Genomic DNA, 17486 nt, shown 5'->3' with positions numbered 1-17486 from the left:
AGAAGTTTTTTAGTGCCACTTGTAATCTTTGTCGACGAACAGGCGAGTGTTTGCTTCCGTCTGACCAGTGTTCAACCAGTCGTGGTAGTCACATGAACAAACGTCCTCTAAATGAAGCGAGTAGCCATTGTTGATTGTTTGGACCGTTATGTTCAAGTCGAAATCAGCAAGCGTCTTCTTTAAGCGATAGATGAGGTTATAGACGTTATGGAGTGCCCGTTGCGGATCATCGATATCGGGATAGAGCGTCTCGGCGATGAGCCATTTATTGACGACCTTGTCGCGATGGTAAATCAAGTAGGCGAAAAGTTCTTCGGTCTTTTGGGTCGGCCATTTGACGAGGTCGCCTTCATGCGTCTTGACGGAGAAATTGTTGAAACATTGGATCGTACACGTCCGATGATGCTTGGGCTGAAGCGTTTCTGTATACCGTTTCGAGACGAGCGGGACGAGGTCGTGAATCATTTCTTCGGTGATCGGTTTGAGGAGATAGTGGGTCGCCTGTAACCCGAACGCCTCGACCGCGTATTGGCTGTGTGCCGTCGTGAAAACGACTTGTGTCGTCTCAGGCAGGCGCTTGGCGAGGTCGATTCCGTTCATCTTTGGCATTTCGACGTCAAGAAAGACGAGATCGACTTCTTGCGTCGTTAAAAATTCGAGTGCTTGGACGGGGTCGTGGAACGAGCCCATCCATTTCAAATTCGGTTCTGCTTGGATGAATCGTTCCATCATCCTCAAAATATGGGGCTCGTCTTCAATTAGGATCGTCCGCATGTGTTACTGTCATCCTCTCTCGTTTCGGAAGCCGAATGTGCACGTTCGTGCCGACCCCGTGTTCAGAATTCAATTTAAACGTGGCGTCAGGAAGGTAACCGATTCGGCTCTTGACGTTCGGGATGCCGATACCGCTCAATTCGTGAAGCACTGTCTTCGGGTCAAAGCCGACTCCGTTATCCGCGATACGGATATCGATCATATCGCCGGCGTCTTGGACGGATAGCATGAGACGTTTGACGCCGTCTTGTTTCATCAACCCATGCTGGACCGCGTTCTCAACGAGCGGTTGGATCAAGAGTGGAGGAATGAGGGCGTCGAGAACGGTCTCGTCAATCTCTTTGATGATGGTGAAGGCGCCGTCGAACCGCGTCTGCTCGATCATCAAATAAGAATCGATCACCGCGAGTTCTTGCCGGAGTGAAATATCTGTCTCTGTGCGTCCGTTCTCGAAAATGAAGCGGACATACGTGCTCAAGTGACCAAGGAGGCGTGCGGCTTCATTCGGTGCCGTGTAGCAGAGTGCGATCACGTTCCCGAACGTGTTATACAAAAAGTGCGGTTTGATTTGAGAGTTGAAGAATGAGATCTCGCTTTGTGTGGCGAACGTCTGCACTTCCCGCTTCTGTTTTTTGTCGGTCGATAAATGAACCGGTAGCAACATGAACATGAGTAAAAAGTAGATGAGCGACAGGACGTTCGAATACAACACTTGGTTCGGATGCGTGATGAACACGTAGATGAGTTGGCCGATATAGCCGATGACCAACGCGAGCGTAAAGATTAGAAATTCAAACGGATACCTATCGTCTTTTCGTTCGAATAGCCAATGGATATTGAGTCCTGTCCAAAACAAGGCGATTACGAGTACATAAACCCAGGCAACATAATCAAACGTCGCGTGTACACTGTACGGAATGATGAGTGCGATCAAGCTGAACGCGTAGAGTGGGTAAGATGCGATGGAGAGGAAACGGCTGAACGGGACTTGCTCGAGCCGGAGTGCGAATCCGATCAGCATGGTCAAGCTAAGGAGTCCTGTGATCATACTGAACTTATGGGCAACGACGTAGGTCATGGCCGGGATGAATTCGAATATGATCATTTGATCACGTGTCAACAGCGACAAGCCGATCAAGAAGAAGAAGGCGGCACCATATAGATAGAGTGACTCTTTCCGGTGGAACATAAAGACAATCGCATAGAATGAAAAAATTAAAAGTGAAATCAAAATAATAATAAAATCGTAGGTGAAAAATTTATTTTGGAGGGCCATGATACTGCTCGTCGGACCGATGAGCAGACTGTCTTGGATGCCGGTTGTGCGTTCATCCGATCTGGTCACTTGCATCGTCAAGCGAAAATCGGGCGTGTGCGTATCGAGTAAGACGAGATAGGCATGCCGTGAATCGGGTGTCGACGAATAGACGGGAGATACCGCTTCACCATCGATTGCGAGACGGATATGCGGGTGGTTTCTCGGGACGCGTAACGCGTACTGGCCAGGCGGGAGAGAGACGTCCACTTCGTACGTCGCCACTTGATGTGGGGTCACGTACGGGACGTTGCGATACGTCTGACGGTCGACTTGGTCGAGCAGGCTCGATTGAAAACGCCAAGTCCCGTCAAGACGTACGATTGTGTCAGTCACTTCGGAAGCGCTCAAGTCGGCAGTTCCTTGGATGACGGTAGCTGTACTGTCAATCGATTGCCCGCGTGTGAACGTGAGCCCACCTGTCAATGCCAGGAGGAGAATCAACAGCGTCAGCCCGATATATTTAGGGGTCATCAGCATGTTCCCTTCGCTATTTGTGAGTTTCTTGTGAGAAGTCATTGCTATACTGTTACTAGGTCAGGAAAAAAACTACATTTTTTAGAATAATAGTGTCTAACATCTAATTATAATACACGAATCTAGCTTATGTGAATAGCGAACGTAAATAAATAAAATATAACTGATACGGAAAGAAGGCCATGTATGAAACACTGGATCGAACAACGGATTAGCCGGCAAGTCCTAACGGTGTTCTACGTTCTCATCGTTTTAATTTCCGTTCCCTCGCTCGGGACTTATTTTTATACGCAACAGGCGATCGATGAGACGATGGTTGAACTCGAGCGGATCAGTGAACAACGGGCGCGTGCGACCGACTTGTTCGAGACGTGGCAATCGATGCAGTATGAGATGCGCGGGCACGTCCTGCTCGGTGAGGCGTCACTGCTAGATGAAGTACGAGCGGCACAAGGCCGGATCGACGAACAGACGACGTGGTTCGAACAAAGCGCCGCGAGCGCAGAAGAAGTGACGTTCGCGACTGAAGCCCGTCTCCTTTTCACAATCTATACGTCCCGGGTCATGCCCGGACTCGAGCGTTACGTGATTGCCAAGGCGAACGGAGAAGTCGATGAGCCGTTCTTGCAGATGGCGACCATTGGCCAACTCATGCCGCAAAACGCGAGCTCGGACCAGACACGATTCAAATTGAAGCCGACTAACGCGGCCGATATGAGCGCGAGCATCGTCGACATGGAATCGATATTCACCGATTATCGGTCCGAACTTGACTTCCAAGAAACGGGACTGCGTGAGTCGTTATCTGAACAGCTCGCCAAAGCCCAATGGAGTTGGCTCATCATCTTACTCGGCGCCCTGTTTACGCTCTTTATCAGTCTGCAACCGTATATCGTCCGGTTGACGAACCAGCTCCAGGCACTCATCACGAACAGCGAACGGTTGGCGGTCGATCCGCACGCATTGCTCGTCCCGGTCGATCCGCTTCAAAATGAGGTGGGGCAGCTTTCAAGATCGTTCAATGCGATGTCGAGCTCGCTCATCCAACAGCATGATGAATTGGAGCGGGAACGAGAGAAGACGGCACGAATCGTTCATACGATGCGAGACGCGATTGTATTTGTTAAGACGGACACAGGGCAAAGGTATGCCAATGCGGCGTTGTTTGATCTGTACGAACAACCGATCCCGTTTGATGATCGCCAAAGTCTCTATCCGATTGAAGAGTTTTACCGACCGTTCATGGATCAAATCGACGATCAGGAAGGTCTCAACCGGTTCACAAATCGAGCGAAGCACGAAGGAATATTCGATGAGACGTTTACGTACTCGATGCAAGGGGGAACACGTATCATACGGATGTACGCCGAACCAATCGAACTGCAGGACGAACGTGTTGGTGTTATCTTTGTGTTGCGCGACGTCACGAAAGAGATTGAGGTCGATCGGTTGAAAACTGAATTGGTCGCGACCGTATCTCACGAACTGCGGACGCCTTTGACATCCATCCTCGGCTTCACGGAGCTCCTCGAGCACCGTCACGTCGATGAACTGAAACGCAAGCGTTACCTAGGGATGATCAGCAGCGAGACGAGACGGCTCGAACGGCTCGTCAGCGACCTGCTTGACGTTCAAAAGATGGAAGCGGGAAAAGTCGAGCAAGCCTTTAAAGTCGAAAGTTTGTTCGATCTCCTATCGGACGTCCTTGAGGTTCATGCGGGGTCGACCGAGCTGCATGCGTTCCATTTCGAGTGTGACGAGGAAATACGCGTCTCAGGGGACCCGGCCCAACTACGCCAAGTGTTCTCGAACATCTTGAACAACGCCATCAAATATTCACCCGACGGCGGGAATATTGCCGTCAACGTATCGTGTGAAGGGGACGTCATCCGCGTCGCCATCGAAGACGAGGGCATCGGGGTGACGGCAGAAGACGCCGAGCGACTATTCGAAAAGTTTTATCGCGTACAGAATGAACAGAGCCGCAACATTGGAGGCACCGGCCTTGGGCTCGCCATCTGTAAAGAAATCATCGAATCACACGGCGGAACGATTTCAGTCCGTTCTAAACCAGAACAAGGGACGACGATCATCGTCGAATTGCCGATTGTTGAATGATTGCATAGACAAAGCCCACTTCAGTCAAACTGAAGTGGGCTTTGTCTCGTATTGACGACTAAGAAGTTTTTTATGCATTTTTTCGAAAAAGGGTGAATGATTCCTTCCTTTGGTACGATATAAGAAGTAGAAACTTTAAGGATGAAGGGAAGACGAACATGTTACGTGGACTTTATACGGCGGCGGGTGCGATGAACGCGCTTCAGCGGCAACAAGAGATATTGAGCAACAACCTTGGAAACGTTCGGACTCCGGGCTTCAAGGCATCAAACGGTGTCGTCCGGTCGTTCCCTGAACTATTGCTCGCCGAGGTGAGCCATCCTGGTAACGACCGTTCGCGCGTCCAAGGCGAGGTCGGCACGCTCTCGACCGGCGTGTATTTGCAGGAAACGATGCCACGCTTCTCTGCTGGCAGCGTCACGGCGACGGATAGCCCGACCGACGTATATTTGAAAGTTCCGGCTGACTTCACAGGCGCCGCCATGTTCGCGGTCGAACAGAACGGGGAGGCGCTCTATACGACGAACGGCCGCTTCTCGGTCGACGATGAGCGGTTCCTCCGCTCGGCAGATGGTGGGTACATCTTGTCTGATACGGGTGAACGCATCCAGTTGCCGTCTAGTGACTTCGAATTGTCAGGCGACGGTCAAATCACGTCGCTCGGTCAGGACGTAGCGACGCTCGGGGCGGTTCAAATCGATGATTTAGCCACGCTCGAACAAGTCGGGAACGACTATCGCGTCAACGGGGGAGCAAATCCCGCTGCGAACGTCCAGTTCCAACAAGGCTATATCGAAGAAGCAAACGTTGACCTCGACCGGACGATGGCTGACCTCATGGTGACGTACCGTCAGTTCGAGGCAAACCAAAAAGTCGTCCAGGCGTATGACAAGAGTGCCGAGCGGGCCATCGAAATCGCTCGGATTCGATAAGGAGGAAACCCATGCAGTCCATTTATAACTCGGTCTCGTCACTAGCCCAGCTTCAACGTCAGCTCGATGTGACCGGCCACAACATCGCGAACGTCGACACGGTCGGCTTTAAACGCCAGCAAGGTCACTTCGCCTCGCTCCTTTCGCAAGCGTATGACAATCAGCCTCGGGCCGAACTTGAAGTCGGCCGCGATACACCGAACGGGATCCGCATCGGTGTCGGCGGTCATGTCGGTGACATCTCCCAACAGTTCAACATCGGCCAAATCAAGAAGACGGACCGAGGTCTTGATGTCTTCTTGCAGGCAAGCCGCCAGTTTTTCGTCGTCGAGACGGAAGACGGGATCGGTGTGACCCGGAGCGGCAACATGCAGCTCTCGGTCGGCAATGACGGGACGACACTTTCTGACGTGAACGGCAACGCACTTCTCGGTGCAGATGGCAATCGCATCGTCACACCGAACGAAGCGACGAATCATCGCGTCCGTCAAGACGGGGTCCTCGTCGCCAGCGTGAACGGCGTCGAAGAAGAGTTCGGGCGCCTCGACATCGTCGAGGTGCGCAACACGTCGGAACTTCGTCCGCTTGGGAACAACGTCTATTCGGCTGATCTTGACATCGAAGTCGACCGTCCAGTCGGGAATCTCTTATTAGAAGGAACGCTCGAATCATCGAACGTCGACTTGATGAAAGAGATGACCGATATGACGATCACACAGCGTGCCTACCAGATGAACTCCCGGGCGCTGTCGATGAGCGACCAGATGATGGGGCTCGTGACGTCACTTCGCCCATAACATTGACCGCTTCTCTTCGGAGGAGCGGTTTTTATTTTATAATGAGGTGAAGGAGGGAACGGTATGAGAATTGTTGTGGCGATGGATTCATTCAAAGGCTCGCTGACGAGTCAGGAAGCGAATCGGGCGGTGCGACGGGCGCTTGCGGAACATGACGTCGTAGAGATCCCCGTATCGGACGGGGGCGAAGGGTTTCTCGACGCCTGGCTGGCGACACATCCGGAAGCGAATGCGGTCGAACAGGAAGTGACTGCGCTCGACGGACGGGTCCGTCAGGCGCGCTACGGATGGCACGAAGCAACACGAGAAGCGGTCGTCGAAGTGGCGGAAGCGTCCGGATTGACGCTCGTCAATCGGTTCGACCCGTGGCGGTACAGTTCTTACGGGACGGGGATGCAACTCAGACAAGCGATCGAACGCGGAGCGGGGCGCATCACGATCGGTCTCGGCGGCAGTGCGACTGTTGATGGTGGCAAGGGCGTGCTCGAAGCGCTAGGCGTCCGTTTCCTCGATGAGTCCGGACGAGTGCTCGAACCGTTCCCGCACGGACTCGAGCGCGTGAAGCGCGTCGACTGGTCCGGTCTGATGCCGGAGGCGAAGCACGTCACGTGGCGAATCGCCTCGGACGTGACGAACCCGCTCCTCGGACATGCGGGCGCGGCGGCCGTGTTCGGTCCACAAAAAGGTCTGGCACCAAGTGACGTCGCCCGCTATGACGACTTGATGAGCGCTTACGCTGCTTGTTTCGATCGCGCCGATACGACGGTCGCCGGGGCGGGAGCAGCTGGTGGCATCGGTTTTGCGATGTACCAACTCGGGGCGACGTACGTGAATGGCATCGAGGAAGTGATGCGTTGGTCATCGTTTGACGCGCAGCTACATGGGGCCGATTGGTTGATCACGGGGGAAGGTAAGTTCGATGAACAGACACTGCACGGGAAAGCGCCATACGGTCTGGCCCGCCTCGCACGAACACATCATGTACCGACAATCGTCTTCACCGGCCAGACCGACATGACGGCACTCCCGGAAGTCGGGATTGAAGCCATTTTCCCGATCATTTCCCGGGTCATGACGCTTGAGACGGCGATGATGGAAGCGGCACCGCTCTTGACGAACGCGGTCAGCCGGGTGTTTCGACTAATTGAAAAAACGTCTAAACCGTGACGGCTCAGACGAATGACTCATAGCGGACGGTTTTTAAGCAAATCGCGAATCTCGGAGAGCAACTGTTCTTCGCGCGACAACTCTGGCTCTGGCGTCTCTTCGACCGCTTGCTCGCGCTTCAGGCGATTGATCCCTTTGACCATCATGAATAAGGCGAAAGCGATCAGGAAAAACTTGACGATCTCTTGCAGAAAGTTGCCGTATGTGACGCTGACGCCGAGCACGGTGACTGCGAGCGTCGAGAAATCGATGCCGCCGATCAGGATGCCGAGGAACGGCATGAAGATATCGTTGACGAGCGACGTGACGATCGCCGTGAAGGCGGCCCCGAGGATGAAGGCGACAGCAAGGTTGATCACATTACCTTTGATTGCAAAGTCTTTGAACTCTTTCCACATGAAATGAATCCTCCTTTTACAATGAATACCCTCACGTTAGCATATTATTTAGGGCAAGCCGTATCTTTTTTCGCACGGACGCTCGACTGCTAGAGGACGGGGCGCTTGTTCGACATTTCTAGATACGTTACACTTATAAAGAACTTATGAAACAATTTTAATACCTGGTACTAATATGTTATAATCAGATCAGCTGAAAGGATGAATGGACGTGACGAACGAAGAACAGAAGGGCTCGGAAGAAAAAGAGCCTAAAGAGCGGACGGAGCGAAAGCGCTTGTCGAACAACCGCCGTTTCCCGATCTTGTTACGCATCATCGTTGTCTTGATCTTGGCCGCCGCGATGCTCGCGATCGGTGCCATTATCGGGTACAGCGTGATTGGCGGAGGCGAGTGGAGAGACGTGTTCAACATCGACACGTGGCGCCATATCACCGATTTCTGGCTAACATCATAAGGGTGGTGGAACCATGTACACGATTGAACAGATTAAAGAAGTGATCCCGCATCGGTACCCGTTCTTGCTCATCGACCGGATTCTCGAGGTCGAAGAAGGCGAGCGGGCCGTCGGTTTAAAAAATGTGACGGCGAACGAAGAATTCTTCAACGGACATTTCCCAGACTATAACGTCATGCCGGGCGTTTTGATCGTCGAAGCACTGGCCCAAGTCGGTGCGTTCGCGATGCTCAAACAAGAGTCGAACCGAGGTAAGCTCGCGTTCTTCGCCGGCATCGACAACTGTCGCTTCAAACGTCAAGTCGTCCCGGGCGACCAGTTGCGCCTCGAGGTCGAGATCTTGAAGGTGCGTGGTCCGATCGGTAAAGGACGTGCCGTAGCGACGGTCGACGGAGAAGTGGCGTGTGTTGCAGAACTGACTTTCGCCCTGAAGTGAGGGGAAACGAGATGCGTGTATTAGTGATTGCCTTGATGCTTGGATTAGCAACGATCGTCGGATGCCAACAGATGAAAACAGAAGAAGCGACAGAAGAGAACGTCGTCTTCGAACAGACGGCGGGCGATTCGATGATCGACAAGCGGGCCGGACAGTCTGAGTCGATTGCCGTGTCGCTCGAGCGGACGAACAGCTCGACGATGCTGTTCACGATCCGAATGCTCGAAGACCGTCGGCTCGATCCGACGACGGTGATCAGCTACGAAGTCGATGGAACGCGCGTACCGATCCCGTTCGGTGAAATCGTCGCCGAGCGTGAAGGTGACGTGCGGACATACGTTTATCAAGCCGACATGAACCCAGAATTGTTCGTGCCGACGACACTCCCATTGTTCCACATCGGAGAAGAAGGTGAGGCGGAAGTCTCGATGCCGCTCGAAGCCGTTAATTCGACAAATAAATAAAAAAACGGATGATTTTGTCGAAAATCATCCGTTTTTTGTTTACTCTTTTTTAGTTTCCTCCGATATAACCAATAAGGAACTAGGAGGGGAATTTATGAAACAAAATAAACCACAGTCACTACAAAATCGGATTCTCGCGGCGATGCTCGCCTTTGTGACGCTACTCATCGTCATATTCGGGGTCACTCAATACGTGAGTACGAAACATACGGTGCTCAGTTCGATGCAGGCCGTCTTGCTAGAAGACGCCGCCCGAATCAGTGAGGCGATAGATGCGGACGCGTATGCGGCGTTTTTACAAAATCCGGAGAAGAATGAACAATTCGAGCAGTTTCGGGAACAACTCGATACGTACCGCACGCAAATCGGGGCGATGTACGTCTACACGCTTGCATTGGAGGGTGAGGAGCTACAAATTATTGTAGATGGAATGAGTGGGACAGACGCGTCCGAGATTGGGGAACCGGTGTCTGCAACTTCGCTCGAAGACGCACAGCCGGCGTTTGAAGGCGGGACCGGCACGACGCCGATTGTCGAAGACCCGGAGTTTGGGACCTATATGACGGTGCTCGTCCCAATCAAGCAAGGGGGTGAAGTCATCGGTGTCATCGGCATCGACAAAAGCGCGGCCGATGTTGCGGCGGTCACGACTGACGTATTACGTGAAAGTCTGCCCCCGGTACTCATCGGACTCGTCATCTTGCTCGGTCTCGCCTCGGTCATCATCTGGCGTTACCTCGGTTGGAAATTACGTCCGCTTCGTGACCTCGAACGCGTCGCAACGCACATCGCCGGTGGCGACTTGGCGACGGCGTCGATTGAGATGGATAACATTCAATTGCGCGCCAACGATGAGATCAAGCGTCTCACCGCGTCGATGGACCAAATGACGAAGATGTTGAAAGGATTGATCTCAAACCTACAGACGTCAGCACAGACGGTCCGGGATGAGAGTGGCAACGTCGCGAGCATCTCAGAGGAAGTGAACGACGCATCGCGACAGATTGCGTTCACAATGGAAGAAATCGCTGGGGGGGTCGAGAATCAGAGTGTGCTCACGATGAAGCTGTACGGACATATGAACGAGTTTTCGGAACTTGTCGAACGAACGGCGACGGACGGGCACGGCGTGAGCACGCAAGCGGAAGTCGTCAGTCGGGCGACGACGGAAGGGTTGCAGCTCATGGAAGACGCAGTCGGGAAGATGACGAACATCCATGCGCAAGTAAATGAGTCGCAAGGCCAAGTGAAAGACTTTGAGCAACAGGCGGACGAAGTGACGGAGCTCGTCACGATCATCCGACAGATCTCGCAACAGACGAATTTGCTCGCCTTGAACGCGGCCATCGAGGCGGCCCGTGCCGGGGAGCACGGGAAAGGGTTCGCCGTCGTCGCCTCCGAGATTCGCGGTCTGTCGAACAGCGTCGCCCAATCGGTCAGTGAGATCTCAGAGATCGTCGGCAGCGTTAAACGGAACTCGATCGCGCTCGGCGAGACGTTCACTGACAGTATGCACGCCGCCGAAGACGGCAGACGGACGCTCGAGGCGACGAAGCAGGCGTTCAATGAGATCGAGGCGAGTGTCCGTGAGATGCAGCGGCTGACCGGGTCGATGCAAGGACAGCTCGGTCGCGTCAAGACAAACCAAGAAGACATCAAGCGCGGTCTTTCAGACATTGCCTCGATCTCAGAAGAGAGCACGGCCGGTAACGAGGAAGTGGCCGCCTCGACCGAACAGATGTCGGCGACGAGCGAGACGATGAACCGTCTTGTCAAAGACTTGTCGCTCACCGCGGAAGACATGCAACAGATGAGCCGTCAGTTCAAACTATGAACAGCTTCAAGTCAGACATCCCTCCTACGCGTCCGCTATAATGGGCGCAAGGGAGGTTTTTTCATGCAACGTGTCTCAAGCGAACTTACACAATTCCGCGGCAGTCATTATGACTTTGGCCGCTTTCAAGGTGAATATATCAAGCGCAGCAAGCTGCTCGAGAACCGGACCGATCAGTGGAAGCTGCGCGTCCCCCGGTTTGAGATTGACGAGCGCGAGGCGAAACAAGCGTTCGACCGGTTCGCCCCGAGGATTTGGGAAGAACTGCTCGGCCTGCAGGATGAGCTCGAACTGACGCTCGGCGATACGCTCCTTCATTTCGGTCATTTCCGGGTCAATAACCCGATCAGCGGCTGCTCGATTTTGACAGGGGACAACTTCCTCGTCCGCAACTACGACTATCATCCGATGACGTATGACGGGCGCTACAACGTGTTCCAACCGGACGAGGGCTACGCCGTCATCGGACCCGTCTCGCGCGTCACCGGGCGGATGGACGGAATGAACGAACGCGGCCTCGCCATGGGCTACAACTTCATCAACCGCCGCCGTCCCGGCGACGGTTTCGTCTGCCAGATGATCGGACGGATGATCCTCGAGACGTGCGCGACGGTCGAAGAAGCGGTCGATCTGTTGAAAGAGATTCCGCACCGTGGCTCGTTCACGTATGTCGTCCATGACAAGTCGTCAAATACACGTGTCATCGAAGCGACCCCGCGCGACATCCGTGTCCGCGAGTCGAACATTTGCACGAACCATTTCGAGCTGTTGCAGCACGAGAACCGTTACCATCTCGACGACTCGACGCGGCGGATGATGGAGATCAAGATGTATCAACATATCGTCCAAGACGCCGAGAGCGCGTTCCGGCTCATGAACGATTCGGATAAAGGTGTGTTTTCGGAGCTGTATAAAAGTTGGGCTGGGACGATCCATACGGCCGCCTATTTCCCGGAGACGCTCGAGACGTGGTTCGCCCTCGGCGGCGACCGCGACCCGGTCATCTTTGATTTTCAGACGTGGCTCGACGGGGAGGATTTCGACTTGCACGCCCTCGACGGTGAGATCGCGACCGATATCGAGTTCGCGAACACGGTCCAGCTTTGGCGCTGACTTCGGTCAGTGCTTTTTTAACATAATTAAGCGAGAATTCTCCCACCTCTAAGCGTCTGGGGCGAGGCCCAGCGTAGGTGGGAGAATTCTCGCCCGTACATAAACCTCTTGGCCACCCCTGTGACAGATACCGCGAACAAAAGTTCGTGATTCCGTCAGATTTCCCTTCCCCCGCCGCGGGTATCGGATGAGGAAGGCGTTCATCACGATCATCGGCCGAGAGGAGGCGCAGACATGCTGAAGGGCTACAAATACAGGCTCCACCCGACGGCGGCACAGGCCGAGTTCCTGGTCAAGACGATCGGCTGCGCCCGCTTTATCTACAACAAGCTGCTCGAGGACCGCATCGCCATCCACGAGGAGGCGAAGGCAGGGAACGGGCCGAAGCGGAAGCCACCGACACCCGCCTCGTACAAGCCCCTGTTCCCGTTCCTCGCCGAGGCGGACAGCCTCGCGCTCGCGAACGCGAAGCTTCACCTCGACACGGCGTTCGCGAAGTTCTTCGCCGGGACGGCCGGCTTTCCGGTCTTCAAGTCGAGACGGAAAGCGCGCGCGTCCTACACGACGAACAACCAGCACGGCACGATCCGCATCGAGGGGGACCGGGTCCGGCTCCCGAAGGTCGGGTTCATCCGCTTCACACAGCACCGAATCTTCGACGGCGTCATCCGGTCGGCGACCGTGTCGATGACGAAGACGGGCAAGTTCTTCGTGTCGCTCCTCGTCGAGCAGCCCGACGAGCCCCGGGTCCCGGCCGAGCACAAGATCGGGATCGACCTCGGCCTCGGGCACTTCGCCGTCATGACGAACGACGCGCTCGTCACGGAGAAGGTCCCGAACCCGCGCAACCTGCGCGAGGCCGAGGAACGGCTGAGACGGGCGCAGCGTGCGCTCTCCCGCAAAAAGCCCGGCAGCAAGAACCGCGAGAAGGCCCGGCTCATCCTCGCGAAGAAACATGAGCAGGTACGGAACCGCCGACATGACTTCCTCCACAAGCTGTCGCGACGCATCGTCGACGAGAACCAAGTCGTCGTGGTAGAGACGCTGAAGCCGAGGGAGATGATGCAGGACCGCCGCCTTTCGAAGTCGATCGGGGACGCCGGGTGGGGCGAGTTCGTCCGCCAGCTCGCCTACAAATGCAGGTTCCACGGCCGGACGCTCATTCAGGCCGACCCGTGGTTCGCCTCGACTCAAGTCTGTTCGGCCTGCGGCGAGAACGGCGGCAAGAAGGATCTGCACGTCCGCGAGTGGACATGCGCCGCATGCGGCGCGCACCATGACCGCGACGTCAACGCGAGCCTCAACCTGTTGGGTCTCGCCGACTGAAACACTTCAGGGCAGGGACTGCCCGACGAGCTTGGTCTACAACCGTGGCTGGTAAGAGCACGGTCTTCCCAAGAAGCTCCCACTTCAATTTGCGAAGCAAACAAGTGGTAAGTAGTTCACTGGAAACGGGGAATAGGAATACGAGGAGGGATTTATATGAAACGAATCGGTTTATTGGCCATCATGCTCGGGATGGTTGTCGTCCTCGGCGGCTGCGTGCCGGGTGACGGCTCCTACACGACGGACCCGGCCGGCTTCTTTTGGGGTGTCTGGCACGGCTGGATCGCACCGGTGTCACTGATTTTAGGGTTGTTCAATGATACGTATCGCGTCTATGAAGTGAACAACACCGGTTGGTTTTATGATTTAGGATTCTATATCGCGATCATCAGCGGTTTCGGCGGGGTCGCTGTGACACGGAGGAGCCGGGGATAAGACAAACGGGTTGGCCATTTATGGTCAACCTTTTTGTCACGACATCGCCATAACAAAAACATAAAAAACCCGATGGAATATCTAAAAAAAGCATAAACCGTGCTACTCTTTTTTTATAGGTGGTGATAGGAAATGCTACACCGGATTCGGGTGATGCGAGAGACATTTCGAGGAAGACTTTTGTTTGATTTCATATTACTTATACTCGTTTCGGGCCTATTCTCACTTGTGATTTATTTGGCGGACACGGTCCAAAACGTGAAAGATGAATTTACTCAACAAGAAGTTGCGACGAAACAGATGCAATCGATTGTGTTCGATTATATCGAACAAAGCCGTCAAGTCATTCAAACGGCTGCGGTCAATATCCGTTTATCTCGTGCGACTGCTCGATCGGGAGAATGGGAGCAAGCGATGCTCGACAATATTAAACGACACAATCCACGCTTCGAAAATCTCTATATTGCTGATTCGGAAGGGGAGACGACCTCATTTTCGCCGATGAACAATGAGGACGGTGTCTCGAACATCGGATTGGATTTTAGCAGTCGCTTTTACTTTGAACGCATTCAATCGAGTAAAACGACTTACGTGTCACATGTGTTTCAAGGAAGAGGCGGAAGTCGAAAACCACTGATTGTGATTGCGACACCGATTTTCAATGAACGAGAGGACATGGAAGGTTATGTGCTAGGTGCACTCAATTTGGACGGGATTGGCGAAACGCTCATTGCTAACAATTTTAACGAACAGCAATACCCGGTCATCGTCGATGATCGTAATCAAGTCGTGTTTCATCCGGACGAATACCCATCGACTGAAGTGAAAACGATTTCAACGAACCCGAATGAGGCGGGTACATTACTGTGGGGAAATGTATGGCGTGTTTATGATGAAGAAAAGAAAGAATCACAGCTCGCTACTTATGCGGAAGTCCCGAAGTATGAGTGGACGGTTTGGATCGCGCGTCCGGTCGGCAGTATTTTAGCTGCAACAGTCAACACGTTACTACCAAATACGATCCTGTTTTTAATCGTCGCGGCAATCATGCTCGTGCTCGGATTGGTCCTATCCCGAAAACTGAATCAATCGCTCGCCGATTTTGTCAATCAGACCGAGTTGATGGTCGAGCGTGCCGAGGCACCGGATGTAGTCGCTCATTTAAAATCAATTCATGCCCCAAAAGAAATCATTGGATTGGCCAGACAGTTTGCTGTGATGGCGGATGATGTCCGATCCGGACAAGAAAACTTGAGGCAGTTGAACGACGCGCTTGAAGAAAAAGTTAAGTTGCGGACGCATGAACTCGAACAAAACAATCTTGAGTTACAGGCACTCAATCAATTTATGACATCGTTTCGTCATGCGCCAGACACGATTGCGCTCGTGCAGAGTACGTTGCACGAGGTATCAGCAATCTTGCCTTATCCGTTATTTGTATCGTTACCGAACCAGGTCATATCAAAAGACGCGATTTTATCCCAAGAAAGCTTATATGAATTCATCGAAACGCAACAAGACGCCTATCGCTTCCAAGTCAATGCGCTCTACTATGGCGGGCAAGCCAGCGGGATGTTACTCGTTGGATTAACGATGAATCAGACGATTTCGAAACGGGAGGATATTTTTCTGCATACGCTAGCGGATGCTTTCTCCATGTTGTTGGACAATAAGCTCCTCGTGGATGAAACGACGAAACAAAATGCGTTGTGGCATGCGACGTTAAGCAGCATGTCAGAAGGTGTCATCGTATTGAATGAAGACGGTGAGATTGAATATGTGAATCGTTTTATGGAAGTCTATTTCGACCTCCACGCATCGAGCCGGGCTGAAGACTGGGAGAAGCTCATGGACGAGTACAGGATGGAGAGAGAACCCCTGCGGTTATTAGTGGACGAGCAGATCTTTCAAATTCAGCCGTTCTCTGTAGTCGATGCAGCTAACTCGATCGGACAAGGGTATATCGTCCGAAATGTGACGCGTGAAGTCGAGATTGACCAGTTAAAAGATAATCTGATCTCGCTCGCCTCACACGAGTTCAAAACACCGCTCACAAACATCCGTGGCAGTGTCGAGACACTGATGCGAAAAGACGTGACGTGGGAAGCGCCTTTCCGTCATGAATTGCTGCAAGGGATTCAAGAAGATTCTCAACGGATTCGTCAGCTGATTGATGATTGGCTCGACATCACGAAGCTTGAATCGGGCAACTTTCCGGTCGAGATTGAGGCGGTCCTCTTGAAGCCTTACGTGGAAAAAATCATTCATGAGCTACAAATTGATGCGCATACGACTTATGACTGGCAAGGTCCGCCCGTCGTCGAGGTCGATTTTCATCGATTCCGTCAAGTGCTCGTCAACTTGTTGACCAATTCGGTTCGTTATAGTGACGGCCCGCCAACCATTCACATCCAATCTTATGAATCAGATACGGATTGGACGCTCGTCATTGAAGATCAAGGGATTGGCATTCGCCATGATCATTTGGAACGGATTTTCGACCGGTTTTATCAAGTCGAAATGAAGTCGACACGGCGAAAAGGAGGAACCGGGCTCGGATTGGCGATATGCCAAGGCATCATTGAAGCCCATGGCGGAAAGATTTGGGCTGAGAGTGAACTCGGGCGGGGGACTCGATTCTTTCTTGAACTACCGAAAGGAGACGATTGAAGCATGCAGACGATTGCGATTGTAGAGGATGAGAAGAAAATTGCACGATTCGTGGCGGCCAATTTATCGTCGCTCGGGTACTCGGTCTATGACTATCCAGACGGTTCCTCTTTTTTGGAGGATGTCGATCGCCGTCAAGTCGATTTAGTACTGCTCGATATTATGATGCCTAATATGGACGGATTTGAAGTGTTACGCCGTCTCCGGACAGTCTCGGACGTTCCGGTCATTTTGTTGACTGCTCGAAGTCAGGCAAAAGATAAGGTGGATGGACTAAATTTAGGAGCGGATGATTATTTAACAAAACCATTTGCGCTTGACGAGCTGTTCGCCCGGGTGAAAGCCGTATTGAGACGGACGAAGGTGAGTGAGGCGCTAGAGAATACGGTCGAGATAAAAGGCTTGGAAATCGATCGTCTGCGCAACCGAGTGTTTCATCAAGGGCAAGAAGTCAAATTGACCCAAAATGAGTTCTCGCTCCTGTCAGAACTCGTAAAGCATTTAGATCAAGTAGTCCAACATCGTGAGCTACTTCAAGCTGTTTGGGGACCGGAATATGGCGGGGAAGTCGAGTATTTGCGTGTCACGATTGGACGCATCCGAAAGAAATTTAAAGCAGCTGGGGCTCTAGAGGCTGCCGATCAACTAAAAACGTATCCCGGTATCGGATACGCGTTACTCTCTTAAGCGCCTTAGGGTGCTTTTTTTTTATGGAATTGTTACGGCAAGACCCGTTCTGTTTATGCGTTTCTTATGGGCTGACACGTAAAGTG

General features: G+C 53.0%; 16 protein-coding genes. 13 read left to right on the top strand and 3 right to left on the bottom strand.

The annotated features are described in order from the left end of the window. Positions 1 to 9: 9 nt before the first annotated feature. Positions 10 to 774, bottom strand: coding sequence for a response regulator (locus EVJ20_RS08450; RefSeq protein WP_131459004.1), 765 nt, complete (start codon positions 772 to 774; stop codon positions 10 to 12). Next, complete coding sequence (locus EVJ20_RS08445) at positions 755 to 2563, bottom strand: sensor histidine kinase (protein WP_131507904.1); 1809 nt, start codon at positions 2561 to 2563, stop codon at positions 755 to 757. Before EVJ20_RS08445 ends, EVJ20_RS08450 begins: the two co-directional genes overlap by 20 nt. A gap of 189 nt (positions 2564 to 2752) precedes the next feature. Between EVJ20_RS08445 and EVJ20_RS08440 the strand changes: the two genes are divergently transcribed. From EVJ20_RS08440 to EVJ20_RS08425, 4 genes are all read left to right on the top strand, one after another. Next, positions 2753 to 4684, top strand: a complete 1932-nt coding sequence (locus tag EVJ20_RS08440; RefSeq protein WP_131507902.1) for a sensor histidine kinase — start codon at positions 2753 to 2755, stop codon at positions 4682 to 4684. Between the two features lie 158 nt (positions 4685 to 4842). Next, positions 4843 to 5616, top strand: coding sequence for a flagellar hook-basal body protein (locus EVJ20_RS08435; protein ID WP_070328167.1), 774 nt, complete (start codon positions 4843 to 4845; stop codon positions 5614 to 5616). Between the two features lie 11 nt (positions 5617 to 5627). Beyond that, positions 5628 to 6413: a flagellar hook-basal body protein gene (locus tag EVJ20_RS08430; protein WP_070328166.1), complete on the top strand. Its 786-nt coding sequence runs from the start codon at positions 5628 to 5630 to the stop codon at positions 6411 to 6413. Positions 6414 to 6476: 63 nt separating this feature from the next. After that, entirely contained in the window at positions 6477 to 7580 is a 1104-nt protein-coding gene (locus tag EVJ20_RS08425) for a glycerate kinase (protein WP_236636322.1), read from the top strand. Between the two features lie 17 nt (positions 7581 to 7597). Here the strand turns inward: EVJ20_RS08425 and mscL are convergent, their stop codons facing one another. Continuing rightward, positions 7598 to 7978: a large-conductance mechanosensitive channel protein MscL gene (gene mscL / locus EVJ20_RS08420; RefSeq protein WP_070328164.1), complete on the bottom strand. Its 381-nt coding sequence runs from the start codon at positions 7976 to 7978 to the stop codon at positions 7598 to 7600. 205 nt (positions 7979 to 8183) lie between these two features. On the opposite strand from mscL, the gene EVJ20_RS08415 reads away from it, so the two are divergent. The 9 genes from EVJ20_RS08415 to EVJ20_RS08375 all read left to right on the top strand — a co-directional run bounded on the left by EVJ20_RS08415 (position 8184) and on the right by EVJ20_RS08375 (position 17400). After that, positions 8184 to 8435 carry a DNA-directed RNA polymerase subunit beta gene (locus EVJ20_RS08415; RefSeq protein ID WP_070328163.1) on the top strand — a complete coding sequence of 84 codons (252 nt, stop codon included), beginning with the start codon at positions 8184 to 8186 and terminating at the stop codon, positions 8433 to 8435. 13 nt (positions 8436 to 8448) lie between these two features. Beyond that, entirely contained in the window at positions 8449 to 8871 is a 423-nt protein-coding gene (gene fabZ, locus EVJ20_RS08410) for a 3-hydroxyacyl-ACP dehydratase FabZ (RefSeq protein WP_070328162.1), read from the top strand. Between the two features lie 11 nt (positions 8872 to 8882). Next, complete coding sequence (locus EVJ20_RS08405) at positions 8883 to 9335, top strand: hypothetical protein (protein WP_131507900.1); 453 nt, start codon at positions 8883 to 8885, stop codon at positions 9333 to 9335. A gap of 94 nt (positions 9336 to 9429) precedes the next feature. Further along, complete coding sequence (locus EVJ20_RS08400) at positions 9430 to 11169, top strand: methyl-accepting chemotaxis protein (RefSeq protein ID WP_201740017.1); 1740 nt, start codon at positions 9430 to 9432, stop codon at positions 11167 to 11169. Positions 11170 to 11232: 63 nt separating this feature from the next. After that, positions 11233 to 12282, top strand: a complete 1050-nt coding sequence (locus EVJ20_RS08395) for a C45 family autoproteolytic acyltransferase/hydolase (RefSeq protein ID WP_131490230.1) — start codon at positions 11233 to 11235, stop codon at positions 12280 to 12282. A 234-nt stretch (positions 12283 to 12516) separates the two neighbouring features. Then, a complete protein-coding gene (locus EVJ20_RS08390) occupies positions 12517 to 13608 on the top strand; it encodes an RNA-guided endonuclease TnpB family protein (RefSeq protein ID WP_131507898.1) in 1092 nt (363 codons plus the stop codon). Between the two features lie 156 nt (positions 13609 to 13764). Continuing rightward, positions 13765 to 14043, top strand: a complete 279-nt coding sequence (locus EVJ20_RS08385) for a hypothetical protein (protein ID WP_131468944.1) — start codon at positions 13765 to 13767, stop codon at positions 14041 to 14043. A gap of 180 nt (positions 14044 to 14223) precedes the next feature. Further along, on the top strand, positions 14224 to 16713 hold the full coding sequence (locus tag EVJ20_RS08380; RefSeq protein WP_161568104.1) for a sensor histidine kinase: 2490 nt from the start codon (positions 14224 to 14226) through the stop codon (positions 16711 to 16713). A 3-nt stretch (positions 16714 to 16716) separates the two neighbouring features. Next, positions 16717 to 17400 (top strand): response regulator transcription factor, encoded by a 684-nt coding sequence (locus EVJ20_RS08375; RefSeq protein ID WP_071398332.1) that lies wholly within the window; start codon positions 16717 to 16719, stop codon positions 17398 to 17400. Positions 17401 to 17486: the final 86 nt, after the last annotated feature.

Origin of the sequence: Exiguobacterium sp. SH0S1, from assembly GCF_004337165.1 — a bacterium.
Classification (GTDB): domain Bacteria; phylum Bacillota; class Bacilli; order Exiguobacteriales; family Exiguobacteriaceae; genus Exiguobacterium; species Exiguobacterium aurantiacum_A.
This window is presented reverse-complemented; position numbering and strand designations above follow the sequence as displayed.

Bases quoted from the DNA above. Each gene is read 5' to 3' on its own strand.
- EVJ20_RS08450 (WP_131459004.1), bottom strand. From the start codon at position 774: ATGCGGACGATCCTAATTGAAGACGAGCCCCATATTTTGAGGATGATG.
- EVJ20_RS08445 (WP_131507904.1), bottom strand. From the start codon at position 2,563: ATGACCCCTAAATATATCGGGCTGACGCTGTTGATTCTCCTCCTGGCA.
- EVJ20_RS08440 (WP_131507902.1), top strand. From the start codon at position 2,753: ATGAAACACTGGATCGAACAACGGATTAGCCGGCAAGTCCTAACGGTG.
- EVJ20_RS08435 (WP_070328167.1), top strand. From the start codon at position 4,843: ATGTTACGTGGACTTTATACGGCGGCGGGTGCGATGAACGCGCTTCAG.
- EVJ20_RS08430 (WP_070328166.1), top strand. From the start codon at position 5,628: ATGCAGTCCATTTATAACTCGGTCTCGTCACTAGCCCAGCTTCAACGT.
- EVJ20_RS08425 (WP_236636322.1), top strand. From the start codon at position 6,477: ATGAGAATTGTTGTGGCGATGGATTCATTCAAAGGCTCGCTGACGAGT.
- mscL (WP_070328164.1), bottom strand. From the start codon at position 7,978: ATGTGGAAAGAGTTCAAAGACTTTGCAATCAAAGGTAATGTGATCAAC.
- EVJ20_RS08415 (WP_070328163.1), top strand. From the start codon at position 8,184: ATGGACGTGACGAACGAAGAACAGAAGGGCTCGGAAGAAAAAGAGCCT.
- fabZ (WP_070328162.1), top strand. From the start codon at position 8,449: ATGTACACGATTGAACAGATTAAAGAAGTGATCCCGCATCGGTACCCG.
- EVJ20_RS08405 (WP_131507900.1), top strand. From the start codon at position 8,883: ATGCGTGTATTAGTGATTGCCTTGATGCTTGGATTAGCAACGATCGTC.
- EVJ20_RS08400 (WP_201740017.1), top strand. From the start codon at position 9,430: ATGAAACAAAATAAACCACAGTCACTACAAAATCGGATTCTCGCGGCG.
- EVJ20_RS08395 (WP_131490230.1), top strand. From the start codon at position 11,233: ATGCAACGTGTCTCAAGCGAACTTACACAATTCCGCGGCAGTCATTAT.
- EVJ20_RS08390 (WP_131507898.1), top strand. From the start codon at position 12,517: ATGCTGAAGGGCTACAAATACAGGCTCCACCCGACGGCGGCACAGGCC.
- EVJ20_RS08385 (WP_131468944.1), top strand. From the start codon at position 13,765: ATGAAACGAATCGGTTTATTGGCCATCATGCTCGGGATGGTTGTCGTC.
- EVJ20_RS08375 (WP_071398332.1), top strand. From the start codon at position 16,717: ATGCAGACGATTGCGATTGTAGAGGATGAGAAGAAAATTGCACGATTC.